Genomic DNA, 16190 nt, shown 5'->3' on the forward strand with positions numbered 1-16190 from the left:
CTCGTCAAACGCGATCAGATCTATGCGCGTTCTTGCAGAAGTTTTTCCATTTTTCTGCACGGTGTTCCTGACGTTCCTCCGCCTGGCCTGCAGACTTCTGACGCCATCGAACGGCGCTCGAACGCGTCAGTGACGGTCTCTGGTGCCAACCGGCAATCATCGTCACACTGGACGGCGTGGATGTGGATCACACCGGCGACGCCGGTCTCTTCGGCCCTTCCTCGGTCACCTGGCAGCTGCACAGCGACCCGATGATGTGGGTCGCAGGCGTCCGCGCGCTCTACCTCCAGGCTCTGCACCCGCGCGCGGTGCGAGGGGTCATGCAGAATTCGGACTTCCGCAAGGACGCCTGGGGTCGGCTGATGCGTACGGCCAACTTCGTCGGGACGGCGACGTACGGCACGACCGAGGCCGCCGAGAAAGCGGGCGCCCGGGTCCGGAAGATCCACGCCATGCTCACCGCGACGGACCCCGACACGGGTGAGCACTACCGGATCGACGAACCCGAGTTGCTCCTCTGGGTGCACTGCGCGGAGATCGACTCCTACCTCGATGTCGCGCGCCGTTCCGGTATCCGCCTCACGGAAGCGCAGGCCGACCGTTACATCGGCGAACATCGCGAGAGCGCCCGGCTGGTGGGCCTCGATCCCGAGGACGTACCCGCCGACCAGGGCCAACTCGGCGCCTACTTCGAGAAGATGCGGCCCGAGCTGGCCGCCGGAGAGGAGGCACGGGACGTCGAGGACTTCCTGCGCCGGCCACCGACGCCCGCCCTGCTCGTCCCGGCGCGCGAACTGCTCTGGCGGGGTGTGGCGGAACTCGCGTACGCCTCATTGCCGCCGTACGCCCATGAGCTGTACGGACGATCCGCACCGTCGCGCGAGGCGGTGAACCTTCAACTGCGTTTCACCGGCACCATGCTGCGCAGCATTCCCGCACGTGTGCGCTGGCAACTCCCGCCCAAGCACATTATCCGTGCCATGTCACGGCTCGGCCCCGGCTCCCGACCGGCCCCGTACAAACTCGGACGACACCTCGCCATACTGGACGAGCCAGGGGAGGGCGGGGACACACGACGGGGGCGGGCGCAGAAATGGGGGAGACCAGGCTGATCCAGGGCCGTTACCGGCTGCTCGACCTGATCGGTCGCGGCGGCATGGGGGAGGTGTGGCGTGCGCGCGATGAGTCGCTGGGCAGACAGGTCGCCGTCAAGTGCCTCAAACCACTGGGCCACCATCACGACCAGTCCTTCACCCGGGTCCTGAGGGAGCGGTTCAGGCGTGAGGCCCGCGTGGCCGCCGCCCTTCAGCACCGCGGGGTGACCGTCGTCCACGACTTCGGCGAGTCCGACGGCGTGCTCTATCTCGTCATGGAGCTGCTGGACGGGCGCAACCTCAGCCAGCTCCTGGAGGACAACAAGCATCACCCGCTGCCGGTCGCCGACGTCGTGGAGATCGCCGACCAGGTGTCCGCCGCTCTCGCCTACACCCACCAACAGGGCATCGTGCACCGCGACTTGAAGCCCGCGAACATCATGCGGCTGACCGATGGCACGGTGAAGATCTGCGACTTCGGCATCGCCCGCCTCGGCCACGACATCGGTTTCACGGCCCGCCTCACCGGCACGGGCATCGCGATGGGCACCCCGCACTACATGTCGCCGGAGCAGATCAGCGGCTCGTCCGTCGACGAACGCAGCGACCTCTACTCGTTCGGCTGCGTGCTGTACGAGATCGCCACCGGGGCGCCGCCGTTCGACCTCGATGACGCATGGGCCGTGCTCGTCGGCCACCGCGACACTCCTCCCGAGCCGCCGCGCCGCCACCGCGCCGAACTCCCCGATTACGTAGAGGAGATCATCCTGGACCTGCTGGCCAAGGAGCCCGAGCAACGTCCGCACAACGCCCGCGAGTTGAGCCACCGCATCAGCGCGGCCCGCACCACGCCGGTGTACGTGCCGACCGTGGCGTCTCCTCCCGTGCGCCGGCAGGCACCGGAACCGGCCACCACTCCCGAACCGCGACTGCCCTCCTGGACCCGCGGCATGACCACCGGCCACAAGGCGGCCGGAGCGGGCATGCGCACCACACCGCCGGACGCCGCGGCAGGCCTGACCGGCGACTGGATCGCCCGTACCGACTCCCGCTTCGCCCAGGAGCCCGTGCAGGCCGAACGGCCCGCTCCGTCACCGGAATTGATCAGCACCCTCACCGGCCGGCACAACGCGGGCCTGAGCCTGGGGCGCCTCGGCCGCTGGGCGGAGGCGGGCGAAGTGCACCGCGCGGTCGCCGCCGAACGCGAGCACGCGCTGGGTCCCGACCACCCCGACACCCTTGCCAGCCGGTACGAGGTCGCCTTCACCCTCAGCCGTACCGGGCGCCCCGCTGACGCGCTGCGCGAGTACACGCATGTGGCCGATTCCAGGGAGCGGGTGCTCGGGTCCGACCACCCGGACACACTGGCCGCGCGACAGGAAATGGCGTACGTACTGGGGCAGTTGGGCCGCCACTTCGAGGCGCACCAGGTGTACACGTCGGTGCTCGCCGCCCGGGAGCGCGCCATGGGACCCGACCACCCCGACACCCTGCGCTGCCGCCACAACCTCGCCTTCAACCTCAGCAGGCTCGGGCGCCTGGAGGACTCGTACCGCATGGCTCTGGACGTGGCAGCGGCCCGCGCCCGGGTCCTCGGCCCAAACCATCCCGACACCCTCGTCACCCGGTACGAAGTGGCCTACGCACTCGGCCAGTTGGGCCGATGGCCCGAAGCGCTCCAGACCTACCAAGAGGTCGCCGAGGCCCGCGCGGGGGCTCTCGGGCCCGACCACCCCGACACGCTCGCCGCGCGCTACGAGGTCGGCATCAGCCTCGGCCGGCTCGGCCGCAGCGCCCAGGCCCTGACGCTGTACCGCGACCTGATCGACGACCGCACCCGCGTCCACGGCCCGGCCCACCCCGAGACATTGCGCGCCCGGCACGGCCTCTGCGTCAACCTCGGCCGGCTCGGTCGCTGGGAGGAGGCGCTTGCCGAGTCCCGCGACGTGTGCGCCATTCGTGAGCGTGTCCTCGGCTCCGATCACCCGGACACCCTGGTCAGCCGTCGCGAGGTCGCCGTCGGCCTCGGCTGGCTCGGCCGCTGGGCCGACGCGCTCACGGAGTACCGCCGTGTCGCCACCGCCCGCGAGCAGGTCCTGGGCGCCGACCATCCCGATGCCCTGGCCAGCCGCAACGACGAGGCACACTGCCTGGAGCAGCTCGGCCGCGGGGCGGAGGCGGTGGAGCTGTACCGGAGGGTCGCGGCGCTGCGGCAACAGCGGGCGTCCGGGGCGCGGTGACGCTCCGCTCCCCGCGCCCCTGGCGTGGGTGGTGGGTCGGGGCCGTGGGCCGGTGCGTCAGCCCGTCGCCGGGTGGGCATACGGCCCTTTGCTGATACCGGGTGCGGGTGACCTGAGACAGAACCTACGCGACGGGCGTACGACGCACCGGCCCACGTCCCCTCCCGCCGGTGGGAGAGTGCGGGTAGTTGGGGGTACGGGCTTTCAGGGCGCCGGTCCGTTCGGGGGCGGGGAGTCGCAGTCTTTTGCTTTTCAGTAGTTCGGTCGCCTGACGGCGACACCCTGTGTGCGTGAAAATCGGTAGGTGGCCGTCTGGCCGACGTCGACGCCCCTTGGTGTGTTCCGAACCCGGTTTTCAGTAGGACGCGGGGGGTCCGTGGACAGGCACTCGGATGTGTTGCCTCGAGCGCGTGATTCAGGGGCGCGGGGCTGTATCAGTTTGCGGCTCCGCCGCGATGGGGGTCCCCCCGCTCATGGGGGTCCCCCCGCTCGAGCGAAGTCGAGAGTGGGGGAGAAGCCGAGAGTGGGGGAGCGACCAGCCACGACGGACCCGCAGTCGCCCACGAACCGAACCCACCCTCCCTCTAAGGCGCCCTGCCCAACCGCCGGCGGCAACCGGCCGCGTATCTCTGGCCGACCTAGATCACCGCGTGTTACGAAGAGGCATGCCTGCACTCGAGGGACACAAGGAATTCGACGCCGTGATCGTCGGCGGGGGCCACAACGGTCTGGTCGCCGCCGCCTACCTGGCCCGCGCGGGGAAGTCCGTCCTGCTGCTGGAACGGCTGGGGAACACCGGGGGCGCCGCCGTGTCCAGCCGGCCGTTCGCCGGGCTCGACGCACGCCTGTCCCGGTACTCGTACCTGGTCAGCCTGCTGCCCCGGAAGATCGTGCGGGATCTCGGCCTCGACTTCCGGGTACGCGGACGCACGGTGTCCTCGTACACACCTGCCGAACGCGATGGACGGCCGACCGGACTGCTCGTCGGCAGCGGCGAACGGCGCACCAGGGAGGCCTTCGCGCGGCTCACCGGCTCGGACCACGAGTACCGGGCCTGGCAGCGCTTCTACGCGATGACCGGCCGCGTCGCCAAGCAGGTGTTCCCCACCCTCACCGAACCTCTGCCCACACGCGACGAGCTCAGCCGCCGCATCGACGACGCGGAGGCCTGGCGGGCGCTGTTCGAGGAGCCGATCGGCGCGGTCATCGAGGAAACCTTCGCCGACGATCTCGTACGCGGCGTCGTGCTCACCGACGCGCTCATCGGCACCTTCGCCGACGCCCACGACCCCTCTCTTCGGCAGAACCGCTGCTTCCTCTATCACGTGATCGGCGGCGGCACGGGCGACTGGGACGTACCGGTCGGCGGCATGGGCGCCCTCACCGACGCGCTGACCGGAGCCGCCCGCGCCGCAGGCGCCGTCATCGCGACCGGGCACGACGTGGTCCGGGTCGAGAGCGACGGACACGCCGCCGAGGTCACCTACCGGACCGAGGAGGCGGAGGAAGTCGTCGCGGCCCGGCACGTCCTCGTGAACGCCTCGCCGCAGGAACTCGCGAGCCTCACAGGGGAGGAGCCGCCCGCCCCCGCCGAGGGCGCCCAGCTCAAGGTGAACATGCTGCTCAAGCGACTGCCGAGGCTCCGCGACACCTCCGTCGATCCCCGTGAGGCGTTCTCCGGGACCTTCCACATCGCCGAGGGGTACGAACAGTTGGCGACCGCACACGCACAGGCCGCGTCCGGCGAGCTGCCCGCCGCGCCGCCCTCCGAGATCTACTGCCACTCCCTCACGGACCCCACGATCCTGGGCCCCGACCTGGTCCGCCAGGGCTACCAGACGCTTACCCTCTTCGGTCTCCACACACCGGCCCGGCTCTTCGCCCACGACAACGACGCCGTACGCGATGAACTGCTCAAGTCGACCCTCGCCCAACTGGACGCCCACCTGGCCGAACCCCTCACCGACTGCCTGGCCACGGATGCGGACGGCCGTCCCTGTATCGAGGCGAAGACCCCCCTCGACCTGGAACGTGACCTGCGGTTGCCCGGCGGCAACATCTTCCACCGCGACCTCGCCTTCCCCTACGCCCAGGAGGGCACCGGCCGCTGGGGCGTGGAGACCCGGCACGCGAACGTCCTGCTGTGCGGCGCGGGCGCGGTGCGCGGCGGCGGGGTGAGCGGGGTGCCGGGGCACAACGCGGCGATGGCAGTGCTGGAGGATCGGGGGCGGGGATAGCCTCGGTCGCCGGTCAGTTGTCGGACGGCGTCCAGCCGTCCGCCTCGATCCGTGCCGCGTCCGACGGTCTGGCCTCGTCGAAGACGACACGGTCGCCGTCCTCGACGCGCAGACCGTCCACGTACGCGCCGCGGCCGACGTAGCGCTGGTCCGTCGTGTAACGCCACCGCAGCAGGACTTTGGGGGCCGCGGCAAGGTCCGCGGTGAGCCGGTACCAGGCCCGGCCCGACCAGCCGGTCACCGATCCGGCCGGATGCTCCTGCTTCTCCTCGCCGTCGCGGCGCGTCGTGAACGGCACCGGCTGCCATGTCGTGCCGCCGTCCGCCGAGGACTCCAGGAACAGGGTGTCCGAACGGGGTTCGGTGTCCCACCACAGGGCGCAGCGCAGCCGGCCGCCGGTGGGGACGGCGAGTGCGGGGAGCGTGAGCGTCGCGGATGCCGCGGTGGCCATGCCGGAGAACCAGGCCGTACGCCCTCGTGCGGGCCGGACCGGGACGGCACGCGCCAGGTTGTTTGCGGCGGCGACCCGGGGGGCGGAGCCGGATCGCCAACTGCGTACGGGATGAACGGAGTTGCCGAGCACGATCAGAAAGGAGTCGGTCGTCGGGTCGAGGACCATCGACGTGCCGGTGAAACCGGTGTGCCCTGCGGTGCGCGGGGTGGCCATCGCGCCCATGTACCAGTGCTGGTAGAGCTCGAAGCCGAGGCCGTGCTCGTCGCCGGGGAACGCGGTGTTGAAGTCGGTGAACATCAGCTCCACCGACTCGGGCGTCAGGATCCGGGCCCGGCCGTACGAGCCGCCGTTGAGGAGCGTACGGCCGAGCACCGCCAGGTCCCACGCGTCGGAGAAGACACCCGCGTGGCCCGCGACCCCGCCGAGACTGTATGCGTTCTCGTCGTGCACCTCGCCCCACACCAGGCCGCGGTCGATCCCGGACCAGGGCTTGCGGGCGTCCTCCGTGGCGGCGATCTTCCGCTTCCAGGAGGCGGGCGGGTTGTAGCGAGTGCGGTGCATCCCGAGTGGAGCGGTGATCTCGCTTCGGAGCAGGGCATCCAGAGGGTCACCGGTGATCTCCTCCAGGACCAGCTGGAGGGAGATCAGATTGAGGTCCGAGTAGAGGTACTTGGTGCCCGGCGGGTCGACCGGCGCCTCGCTCCAGATGAGCTGGAGCTTCTCCTCGTACGTCGGCGCGTTGTAGAGCGGGATCCAGGCCCGGAACCCGGAGGTGTGCGTGAGGAGCTGACGGATCGTGATGTCCTGCTTGCCCGCGCCCCCGAACTCCGGCAGATACGAGCCGACCTTCCCCTCAAGATCCAGAGCGCCCCGCTCGATCTGCTGCACGGCCAGGATCGAGGTGAACAGCTTCGAGACCGAGGCGAGGTCGAAGACCGTGTCCTCGGCCATCGGGATCTGCTGCCCGGCGGGGAACTCCACGCCGGTGTCCGTCTTCTCGTCGTACGCGGAGTAGCGCACCGCCTTGCCGATCGGCTGATGCAGGGCGACCGTGCCGCCGCGTCCGGCGAGTAAGACGGCACCCGCGTACCAGGGATACTTGGGGGAGGCGCCGAGGAACGTCTCGGCGTCGGCGACGAGTTGGCGCAGATGCCCGGCGAGCAGGCCCGCCCGCTCCGGGGTTCCGGGCCGCAAGGTGGGCCTGCCGTGCTCGGGCGCGGCCGACGCGGGGCCCGCCGGGAAGGGCACGAGGGCCAGTGCGCCGCCCAACGCCAGGGTTTTCCGGGCGAGTTGGCGACGAGTCAGCCCGGTGCTGCTCCCTCTGCTCTCTCGGTCCCCTGCGTCTTCGGCCATCGAGAAGCCTCCTGTAGCGAATCGTGCGCCCGCCCGCTTGAAAGTATCTTGCCCCGCTGGAGAGAGGACTGACGGAACCTCCCAGAAGTCCGGCCAGAAATCTGACGGCGCATCAGAAAAGGTCTTCCCTCGTCCGGAGGACTGCGGCATCCTGCGGCCATGCAGACGGAGCTGAGCAAGAAACTGGGAGTCGAGCACGCCATTTTCGGCTTCACGCCGTTCCCCGCCGTCGCCGCGGCCATCAGCCGGGCCGGTGGTTTCGGCGTGCTCGGCGCGGTCCGCTACACCGCCCCCGACGACCTCAAACGCGACCTCGACTGGGTCGAGAAGCACGTCGACGGCATGCCGTACGGCCTGGACGTCGTCATGCCGGCCAAGAAGATCGAAGGCGTCACCGAGGCCGATGTCGAGGCGATGATTCCCGAAGCGCACCGGCAGTACGTCAAGGACACCCTGGCCAAGTACGGCGTGCCGGAACTCGCCGAGGGTGAGGCCTCCGGCTGGCGCATCACCGGCTGGATGGAGCAGGTGGCCCGCAACCAGCTCGACGTCGCCTTCGACTACCCGATCAAGTTGCTGGCCAACGCGCTCGGTTCACCGCCCGCCGACGTCATCGCGCGCGCTCACGACCAGCGTGTGCTCGTCGCCGCGCTCGCGGGCAGTGCCCGGCACGCCGGCAAGCACGCGGAGGCGGGCATCGACATCGTCGTCGCCCAGGGCTACGAGGCCGGCGGACACACGGGTGAGATCGCCTCGATGGTGCTCACGCCCGAAGTCGTGGACGCCGTCGATCCGTTGCCTGTACTGGCCGCGGGCGGTATCGGCAGCGGACAGCAGGTGGCCGCCGCGCTTGCTCTCGGTGCTCAGGGGGTGTGGCTCGGCTCCCTGTGGCTGACCACCACCGAGGCCGACATGCACTCGCGGGCCGTGACCCGGAAACTTCTCGCCGCCGGATCCGGTGACACGGTCCGCTCGCGTGCGCTGACCGGGAAACCCGCACGGCAGCTGCGTACCGAATGGACCGACGCTTGGGACGACCCGAACGGGCCCGGCACGCTCCCCATGCCGCTCCAGGGCCTGCTGGTCGCCGAAGCGGTCTCACGGATCCAGAAGTACGAGGTGGAGCCGCTGCTCGGGACGCCCGTCGGGCAGATCGTCGGCCGGATGAACAGCGAGCGCAGCGTCCAGGCCGTCTTCGACGACCTCACCCGCGGCTTCGAGCGGGCCGTCGACCGAATCAACCGGATCGCTGGAAGGAGTGAGGTGTGACCCAGGCCCCCAATGCTTCCGCCAACGGCTTCTGGGCCCAGGCAGCCGCAGACCCGGAGCGTACGGTCCTGATCGCCCCCGATGGGGAGAAGTGGACCGCCGGACGGCTGCACGCCGAGACCAACCGCCTCGTCCACGGGCTGCGTGCCGCCGGGCTCGAGCGCGGCGACGCGTTCGCGGTCGTGCTGCCCAACGGAGTCGAGTTCTTCACCGCGTACCTGGCCTCCCAGCAGGCGGGTTTCTACCTCGTCCCCGTCAACCACCACCTCGTCGGCCCCGAGATCGCCTGGATCGTCTCCGACTCGGGGGCCAAGGTGCTCCTCGCGCACGAGCGGTTCGCGGACGCCGCACGGCACGCCGCAGACGAGGCGAAGCTGCCACAGGGGCGGCGGTACGCGGTCGGTTCGGTCGAGGGATTCAGGCCCTACGCCCAACTCCTCGACGGACAGCCCGAGTCGGCACCCGGCGACCGCACCCTCGGCTGGGTCATGAACTACACCTCGGGCACCACCGGGCGCCCGCGCGGCATCCGGCGCCCACTGTCCGGCAAGCTCCCCGAGGAGGCGTATCTCGGCGGCTTCCTCGGCATCTTCGGGATCAAACCCTTCGACGACAACGTGCACCTGGTCTGCTCGCCGCTCTACCACACGGCCGTGCTCCAGTTCGCCGGCGCGTCCCTGCACATCGGCCACCGCCTCGTCCTCATGGACAAGTGGACGCCCGAGGAGATGCTCCGCCTCATCGACACCCACCGGTGCACGCATACGCACATGGTCCCGACCCAGTTCCACCGCCTGCTGGCGCTGCCCGACGAGGTACGGGCCCGCTACGACGTCTCCTCCATGCGGCACGCCATCCATGGCGCCGCCCCCTGCCCCGACCATGTGAAACGGGCCATGATCGACTGGTGGGGCAACAGCGTCGAGGAGTACTACGCGGCCAGCGAGGGCGGCGGAGCCTTCGCCACCGCCGAGGACTGGCTGAAGAAGCCCGGCACGGTCGGCAAGGCCTGGCCCATCAGCGAACTCGCCGTCTTCGACGACGACGGGAACAAACTGCAGCCCGGTGAACTCGGCACCGTCTACATGAAGATGAGCACAGGAGGCTTCTCGTACCACAAGGACGAGACCAAGACGAAGAAGAACCGCATCGGCGACTTCTTCACCGTCGGCGACCTCGGCTATCTCGACGAGGACGGCTACCTCTTCCTCCGCGACCGCAAGATCGACCTGATCATCTCGGGCGGCGTCAACATCTACCCGGCCGAGATCGAGTCCGCGCTGCTCACCCACCCGGCCGTCGCCGACGCAGCCGCGTTCGGCATCCCGCACGACGACTGGGGCGAGCAGGTCAAGGCCGTCGTCGAGCCGGCCTCCGGCTTCGAACCCGGCGAGGCGCTGGCCGCCGAGATCCTCGGCCACTGCGAACGGCAACTGGCCGGCTACAAACGGCCCAAGAGCGTCGACTTCATCGAGACGATGCCACGGGACCCGAACGGGAAGCTGTACAAGCGACGGCTGCGGGAGCCGTATTGGGAAGGACGCACGCGTCCCGTCTGAGTGAGGTGGTGGGCGGACAGTTCACCCGCTTGCCGCCCTGTACGCCGGCCACCGTCATGCCCGGAGTTGACCCGCTCGCGCCGCCGCACGAGGATCGCGCCAGGGCAGTGGGACAAAGGAGCGGGTAATGACGGTGGCTGCGGGACGCAACGTGACGGTCGACGGGGTACTGCGGCGCAGTGCCCGCCGGACACCCGCCCGTGCCGCGGTCCACTACGGCGAACGGACCTGGACCTACGAGGAGTTGGACGATGCCGTCTCCCGCGCCGCCCGGGTACTGTGCGACATGGGCCTCGCCCCCGGCGACCGGGTCGGCGCCTACGGTCACAACTCGGACGCGTACCTGATCGGCTTCCTGGCCTGTGCGCGGGCCGGTCTGGTGCACGTACCGGTCAACCAGAACCTGACCGGTGACGACCTCGCGTACATCGTCGGCCAGTCCGGCAGCACGCTGGTGATGGCCGACCCGGACCTCGCCGGTCAACTCCCGGACGGCGTACGGGTTTTGCCGCTGCGCGATGCCGACGACTCGCTGCTCGCGCGGCTGGCCTCCACGGCGCCGTACGACGGTGATGAGCCGCGTACCGAGGACCTGGTGCAGTTGCTCTACACCTCGGGCACCACGGCCGCTCCGAAGGGCGCGATGATGACGCATCGCGCGCTGGTGCACGAGTACCTGAGCGCGATCGCCGCGCTCGATCTGAGCGCCGGCGACCTGCCGGTGCACTCGCTGCCGCTCTACCACTCGGCACAGATGCATGTGTTCCTGCTGCCGTATCTCGCGGTCGGCGCCCGGAACACCATCCTCGACGCGCCCGACGCCGAGCAGATCTTCGACCTGATCGAGACCGGTCGCGCGGACAGCCTGTTCGCTCCGCCCACCGTGTGGATCGGGCTGTCGAACCGCCCCGACTTCGCCACCCGTGACCTGAGCGGGCTGCGCAAGGCGTACTACGGGGCGTCGATCATGCCCGTGCCCGTACTGGAACGCCTGAAGGAGCGGCTGCCGAAGCTGGCCTTCTTCAACTGTTTCGGGCAGAGCGAGATCGGCCCGCTGGCCATGGTTCTCGGGCCGCACGAGCACAAGGGACGGATGGACTCCTGCGGGCGCCCGGTGTTGTTCGTCGAGGCGCGGCTCGTGGACGAGTCCGGCAAGGATGCGCCTGACGGGGAGCGGGGCGAGATCGTCTATCGGTCACCGCAGCTGTGCGAGGGCTACTGGGACAAGCCCGAGGAGACGGCCGAGGCCTTCCGTGACGGCTGGTTCCACTCCGGGGATCTCGCCGTGCGTGACGCCGACGGGTACTTCACCGTGGTCGACCGGGTGAAGGACGTGATCAACTCTGGCGGTGTCCTGGTCGCTTCGCGCCAGGTCGAGGACGTGCTCTACACGCATGACGCGGTGGCCGAGGTCGCGGTGATCGGACTGCCGGACGCGCGCTGGATCGAGGCCGTGACCGCGGTGGTCGTCCGCCGGGACGAGGTGACGGAGGAGGAGCTGCTCGCATACGCCCGTGAGAGGCTCGCCGGCTTCAAGGCGCCGAAGCGGGTCCTGTTCGTGGATGGGCTGCCCCGCAACGCCAGCGGCAAGATCCTCAAGAGGGAGCTCAGGGACCGGTTCCAGGACGAGCCCGCCCGAACCATCGCCCCAGGTGATTGAACGGTCGAGGCCGACGAGCCGTACACATACCGGCGGACCCGACCACCCGGGCCCGGTCCGCCGCGCCACCAGCGGGAAACGCACGGAAGGACCTCCGGGTTGTCGAGCACCACGAACTCACCTCAACTGCCGGACACGGACCGGACAACCCCGGAAAAGGACCAGACGCCGGAGGAGGTTCCACCGGCGGACACGCCTGATGACGCCGTTGCCGAGGCTTCTGGGGAGGACAGGGCAGCCGACGAGAGCCCTGCTGCCACGCAATTCACCTCAGAAGCCCCCGCTGAACCCGCCGAAGCCGCCGCCGAAGAAGAAGCCCCCGCTGAACCCGCCGCCGAGGAAGAAGCGCCTGCCGAACGCGCGGAACCCGCTGAAGCCGCCACCGAGGAGAAGCCCCCCGCGAGCGACGCCGACGCCCCCACGGATGGCCCGGCCGACGCTCCGTCCGGGCAGCTCCCATCCGACGCTCCGGAGGAACCCGTCGCCCGGCGCCGCTGGCGTGACAGACACCCCGTCGCGGCGAGCTACGTCGGCTGGACGATCACCGCCCTGTCCCTCGGCCTCGTGTGCTTCGCGCTCCTCATGCCGACCTCGATCGAAGCCTTCCGGCCAGGAATCTTCGTACGCATCCCCGTGGAGGCGATCCTCGGCGCCGGCGTCCTGATCTTCCTGCCGCGCAGGCCACGGATGGTGGCGGCGGCCCTCGCCGGTCTGGGCCTCGGCGTGCTGACCGTGCTGAACCTCCTCGACATCGGCTTCAACATGTTCCTCGGCCGAGGCTTCAACATGGTCCTCGACTGGGTCCTGTTCGACGACGCGAAGGCCTATCTCGAGGATTCGATGGGCAGCGGCGGCACGATCGCCGCCGTCATCGGGGTCGTGGCGCTCGTCCTGGTCGTACTCGCCGTGATGACCCTGGCGGTGCTCCGGCTGAGCAACGTCCTGGCCCGCGACCGCGACAAGGCCACCCGTACCACCGTGCTGATCGGAACCGCCTGGGTCACCTGCGCGGCGCTCGGCCTCCAGCTCGCCGGCACGCCGCTCGCCGCCAGAAGCACGGTCGCCCTGGTCGAAGACCGTATGAAGCGGGTGCGCGCCACCATCAAGGACGAGGCGGCGTTCGCCAAGGAGGCCAAGAAGGACAAGTTCGGCAACACGCCGGGCGACCAGCTGCTCACCGATCTGCGCGGCAAGGACGTCATCTTCACCTTCATCGAGAGCTACGGCCGCAGCGCGATCGAGGACGAGGACATCGCACCGGGCGTCAACGCGACCCTCACCGCCAAGAACGAGGAGCTGACCAAGGCCGGGTTCGCCGCCAAGAGTGGCTGGCTCACCTCGGCGACCTACGGCGGCAACAGCTGGCTCGGCCACTCCACGTTCCTGTCGGGCCTGTGGATCAACAACCAGAACCGCTACCGCGTCGTCACCGCGGGCGAGCACCTGACCCTGACGGGGGCCTTCCAGCGCACCGGCGCCTGGCGGACGGTGGGTGTCATGCCGGGCGTGCAGAAGAACTGGCCGGAGGGCAAGTTCTATGGCCTCGACCAGGTCTACGACTCCCGGGACCTCGGCTACAAGGGCCCCAAGTTCAGCTGGTCGACGATGCCCGACCAGTACGCCCTGAAGGCCTTCGAGCAGCTCGAGCACGGCAAGAAGCAGGACAAGCCACTGATGTCGCAGATCATCCTGACGTCCAGCCACCAGCCCTGGGCGCCGCTCCCCAAGACGGTTCCCTGGGACCAGGTCGGCGACGGCTCCGTCTACAAGGACATCCAGAAGGCCGGCAAGAAGCCCGGGGACGTCTTCTACGACTCCGAGAAGGCGACGGAGGAGTACGGCAAGTCCATCCAGTACTCGGTGACCAGTCTGATCGACTACGTGACCAAGTACGGAAGCAAGGACACCGTGCTCGTCTTCCTCGGCGACCACCAGCCGATGGCCAAGGTCAGTGGCAACAAGGCCAGTCGGGACGTGCCGATCTCGATCGTCGCCCAGGACAAGTCCGTACTGGACAAGATCGACGACTGGAACTGGACGGACGGCCTCAAGCCCGACGCGAACGCCCCGGTCTGGCGAATGGACTCCTTCCGCGACCGCTTCCTGACCGCGTACGGCTCACAGCCCAATCCCTCCAAGCAGGAGTGAGACCAGAGCCTGCCGCCGGTGAACCGGCGGCAGGCCAAGCGCAGTCGCTCGTCAGCCGCGACCGGGGGACAGCCGCCACACCGTGAGGTCGAACGCGAAGGCGGTGGAGCAGGACAGCGGGACCGTCCTGCCGAGCACGTTCACCGTGGCCGTCGTGCGCAGAGGGGTGTTGGTGCCCTTGCTGATCACGTAGTGCCCGGCCGGGTCCTCGATGACCTCGTGCACCGGCTTCGGCGGGCCCGCGGCCGAGTAGGCGCCGCTGATGACCGCGTCGCCTGCCGGCTCGGCCGTGTCGTCCAGCTTCCTGACCGGGATGTCCGCCGCGATGGTTCCGTCGGAGAACAGTGTGGTGTCCTCCGGTCCGTAACCGCCGCCGTACTCTCCCTCGGGCGTCTCGATCGACACGCCGGTGTGCGAGCCGAACGCGGAGTTCTGGTAGAGGTCCACGGCGACAGAGATGCCTGCGGACTGCCCGGCACAGGACAGCGCGTAGCCCTTCTCGACCGTCTTCACCGGCTTGGATCCGCCCTCCGCCGCGGGTGCGGCCTGTGCGGTCCCGGCGGTGGACGCGACCGCGCCGACGCCGACCAGGCATGCCAGTGCGACTTGTGTGATGGTTCTCAACTTGGTTTCCCCCCTTGGCTCTTGGGCCCATGTGTGGCGATTTACGCGCGTTGCGGGACCTAAGACAAGCCAGGCAGGTGTCCGGTTCCAGCCAAGGGAAGACTTTTTGAGGAAGATGCTGTCGCAGTTGATGCAGCGGTCCTTCCACGTGCTGTCGGCCGTCAGTACTGACGCCCGCGCAGGTCCACGATCCGCTTGATCTTGCCCACTGACCGTTCTAGCGACTCCGGTTCGTCGATCTCGACGCCGACCGAGACGCCGATGCCGTCCTTCACGGCCGCGGCGATGGCGCGCACCGCCGCGTCGCGGGTCTCGGGGGTGGCTCCGGCCCGTGCCTCGGCGCGCACGGTGAGTGCGTCGAGGCGGCCCTCGCGGGTGAGGCGGAGCTGGAAGTGCGGCGCCACACCTGGCGTACGGAGCACGATCTCCTCGATCTGGGTGGGGAAGAGGTTCACGCCGCGCAGGATGACCATGTCGTCGCTGCGGCCGGTGATCTTCTCCATCCGTCGGAAGGCGCGTGCCGTTCCGGGCAGCAGACGCGTCAGGTCCCGGGTCCGGTAGCGGACCACGGGCATGGCCTCCTTGGTGAGCGAGGTGAAAACCAACTCGCCCTGCTCGCCGTCCGGCAGTACCTCGCCCGTGATCGGATCGACGACCTCCGGATAGAAGTGGTCCTCCCACACGTGGAGCCCGTCCTTCGTCTCCACGCACTCCTGGGCGACACCCGGCCCGATCACCTCCGACAGCCCGTAAATGTCGACCGCGTCGATCGCGAACCGCTCCTCGATCTCCCGGCGCATCTCCTCGGTCCACGGCTCCGCGCCGAAGAGGCCCACACGCAGCGAGGTCCCGCGGGGATCGACCCCTTGCCGCTCGAACTCGTCAAGCAACGTGAGCATGTAGGAGGGGGTCACCATGATGACCCCGGGCTGCAGATCCTGGATCAGCGTGACCTGGCGGGCGGTCATGCCGCCGGAGGCGGGGATCACCGTGCAGCCCAGCCGCTCGGCTCCGTAGTGTGCGCCGAGCCCGCCCGTGAACAGCCCATAGCCGTACGCCACTTGGACCGTGTCACCGGGACGCCCGCCCGCCGCCCGGATCGAGCGCGCGACCAGGTCCGACCACAGGTCCAGGTCGCCCTCGGTGTAGCCGACGACCGTGGGGCGCCCGGTGGTGCCACTGGACGCGTGGATGCGCCGGATCTTGTCCCGCGACACGGCGAACATCCCGTACGGGTAGTTCTCGCGCAGGTCCGCTTTGGTGGTGAAGGGGAAGCGGACCAGGTCGGCGAGCGTTCGGCAGTCGTCGGGGTGCACTCCAGCCTTGTCGAACGACTCCCGGTAGAAGGCCACGTTCTCGTACGCGTGCCGCAGCGACGCCCGCAGCCGCTCCAGCTGAAGCGCCCGCAAGCCGTCCGCGTCGAGCCGTTCCCCCATGTCCAGCAGATCCGCCGCATCCGTCATACGACTTCTCCCTCGCCAACCGCGCCAATCCGGACGACCGATCATTCGGTCGAGTCTCCGGGGTCAGTAATTCAGGGGTGCGGTCGGTC

The 16190-nt window shown here is 69.4% G+C and carries 10 protein-coding genes; 7 read left to right on the plus strand and 3 right to left on the minus strand.

Features of this window, described 5'->3' with window-relative positions:
- The first annotated feature begins 176 nt into the window (after positions 1-176).
- The 3 genes from ACFYO0_RS04445 to ACFYO0_RS04455 all read left to right on the plus strand — a co-directional run bounded on the left by ACFYO0_RS04445 (position 177) and on the right by ACFYO0_RS04455 (position 5571).
- A complete protein-coding gene (locus ACFYO0_RS04445; RefSeq protein ID WP_388670349.1) occupies positions 177-1112 on the plus strand; it encodes an oxygenase MpaB family protein in 936 nt (311 codons plus the stop codon).
- Positions 1094-3334: a tetratricopeptide repeat protein gene (locus ACFYO0_RS04450; protein WP_388670352.1), complete on the plus strand. Its 2241-nt coding sequence runs from the start codon at positions 1094-1096 to the stop codon at positions 3332-3334. Before ACFYO0_RS04445 ends, ACFYO0_RS04450 begins: the two co-directional genes overlap by 19 nt.
- Before the next feature lie 665 nt (positions 3335-3999).
- The gene (locus ACFYO0_RS04455; protein ID WP_388670355.1) at positions 4000-5571 is read left to right on the plus strand and encodes a phytoene desaturase family protein; all 1572 of its coding nucleotides are present in this window, start codon (positions 4000-4002) and stop codon (positions 5569-5571) included.
- 13 nt (positions 5572-5584) lie between these two features.
- On the opposite strand, the gene ACFYO0_RS04460 is transcribed toward ACFYO0_RS04455, so the two are convergent.
- Complete coding sequence (locus ACFYO0_RS04460; RefSeq protein ID WP_388670357.1) at positions 5585-7378, minus strand: serine hydrolase; 1794 nt, start codon at positions 7376-7378, stop codon at positions 5585-5587.
- Positions 7379-7537: 159 nt separating this feature from the next.
- Here ACFYO0_RS04460 and ACFYO0_RS04465 point away from each other — a divergent pair, with 159 nt between their 5' ends.
- The 4 genes from ACFYO0_RS04465 to ACFYO0_RS04480 all read left to right on the plus strand — a co-directional run bounded on the left by ACFYO0_RS04465 (position 7538) and on the right by ACFYO0_RS04480 (position 14014).
- Positions 7538-8647 carry a nitronate monooxygenase gene (locus ACFYO0_RS04465; RefSeq protein WP_388670360.1) on the plus strand — a complete coding sequence of 370 codons (1110 nt, stop codon included), beginning with the start codon at positions 7538-7540 and terminating at the stop codon, positions 8645-8647.
- Positions 8644-10206, plus strand: coding sequence for an acyl-CoA synthetase (locus tag ACFYO0_RS04470; RefSeq protein ID WP_388670363.1), 1563 nt, complete (start codon positions 8644-8646; stop codon positions 10204-10206). Before ACFYO0_RS04465 ends, ACFYO0_RS04470 begins: the two co-directional genes overlap by 4 nt.
- Positions 10207-10333: 127 nt before the next feature.
- Positions 10334-11866 carry an acyl-CoA synthetase gene (locus ACFYO0_RS04475; RefSeq protein WP_388670366.1) on the plus strand — a complete coding sequence of 511 codons (1533 nt, stop codon included), beginning with the start codon at positions 10334-10336 and terminating at the stop codon, positions 11864-11866.
- A gap of 99 nt (positions 11867-11965) precedes the next feature.
- Positions 11966-14014 carry a sulfatase-like hydrolase/transferase gene (locus tag ACFYO0_RS04480; RefSeq protein ID WP_388670369.1) on the plus strand — a complete coding sequence of 683 codons (2049 nt, stop codon included), beginning with the start codon at positions 11966-11968 and terminating at the stop codon, positions 14012-14014.
- A 51-nt stretch (positions 14015-14065) separates the two neighbouring features.
- On the opposite strand, the gene ACFYO0_RS04485 is transcribed toward ACFYO0_RS04480, so the two are convergent.
- Positions 14066-14638: a hypothetical protein gene (locus ACFYO0_RS04485; protein ID WP_388670372.1), complete on the minus strand. Its 573-nt coding sequence runs from the start codon at positions 14636-14638 to the stop codon at positions 14066-14068.
- A 161-nt stretch (positions 14639-14799) separates the two neighbouring features.
- Positions 14800-16101 carry a phenylacetate--CoA ligase PaaK gene (gene paaK / locus ACFYO0_RS04490; RefSeq protein WP_388670375.1) on the minus strand — a complete coding sequence of 434 codons (1302 nt, stop codon included), beginning with the start codon at positions 16099-16101 and terminating at the stop codon, positions 14800-14802.
- Positions 16102-16190: the final 89 nt, after the last annotated feature.

This window comes from Streptomyces sp. NPDC006365, from assembly GCF_042870755.1.
GTDB classification, from domain to species: Bacteria; Actinomycetota; Actinomycetes; order Streptomycetales; family Streptomycetaceae; genus Streptomyces; species Streptomyces xiangluensis.